At 69.9% G+C, this 1,181-nt stretch carries 1 protein-coding gene; it reads left to right on the forward strand.

The features are described 5' to 3' along the window. Window positions 1–1,181 (forward strand): ATP-dependent RecD-like DNA helicase (locus tag CXY82_RS00010; RefSeq protein ID WP_158252091.1); only part of this gene is annotated, 1,181 nt, incomplete at both ends.

Here is a 1,181-nt window from a genome sequence, read left to right on the forward strand (position 1 = left end):
ATGCTCTTCACCTCCACCAGCCTCCTCGCCGCCGAAGATACGTTGTTGGACGCCGGCCGCACCCGCACGATCGCCCCCATCACGGTGGCCGAGTTCGACCGCACCGCAGCCCGGCACACCGGACCGTTGGATGCCGGGCAGCGGGCCCTGGCGCGCGAGTTCACGACATCCGGCACGCTCCTCGTCGTTGCGACCGGGCCCGCCGGCGCCGGGAAGACCACCGCCCTCGCGCTGGCCGCCCGCGCCACCGAGCAGGCCGGCGGCCGCCTGATCGGGTTGGCACCCTCGGCTACGGCGGCCGCCGTGTTCCGCGACGCCGTCGAAGTCCCGGCGGCCACCATCCACTCCTTCGTCCGCGCCTACGACACCCACGGGGACGCCACCCCGGACAGTCGCCACCCGGAAGAGTTGAAGCTGCGGGCGGGGGACATCATCGTCGTCGACGAGGCCGGCATGGCCGGCACCCTCAACCTCGCGAAGGTCACCAGCATTGCCGAGCGTCACGGCGCGCACGTGCGCCTGATCGGCGACGACCGGCAGCTCGCAGCCGTCGAGTCCGGCGGGGCGCTGCGCCTACTGGAACGTGAAGTCGGGTCCGTCAAGCTCGAGGAGATCCACCGGTTCACGTCCCCGGCCGAGGCCGAAGCAACCAGGCAGCTGCGCGACCCGGTCACGGTGGGGGACCCGTTCCGCTGGTACGTGGACAACAACCGGGTTACCGGTGGCAGCATCGACCGGATGACCGACCACGTCTTCGCCGCCTGGCAGCACGACGACGAAGCCGGCAAGAACACTGTCATGCTTGCCCAACAAAACGTGACCGTTACTGATCTCAACACGCGGGCCCAGGCCTACCGGATGGGCTCGGGCCTCGTCTCCGGGAAGAAGTCCTCGCAGCTGCGCGACGGGTTGGCCGCGTACCAGGGCGATCGGATCGTGACCCGCTTGAACGACGCCACTCTCCGCACCGGGCGCGGCACCGACCGGGTCAAAAACGGTGACGTGTGGACGGTGGGGAAGGTGCAAGCTGACGGGGCGTTGACTGTCACCCATGCCGGGCACGGTGGCCGCATCACCCTCCCCGCCGAGTACGTGCAGAACAACGTCGAGCTCGGCTACGCGTCGACCATTCACCGGGCGCAGGGCATGACCGCGGACACCGCCCACGTCCTCGCCGACTC

Source organism: Cryobacterium sp. M23 (assembly GCF_002929655.1).
GTDB lineage: Bacteria > Actinomycetota > Actinomycetes > Actinomycetales > Microbacteriaceae > Cryobacterium > Cryobacterium sandaracinum.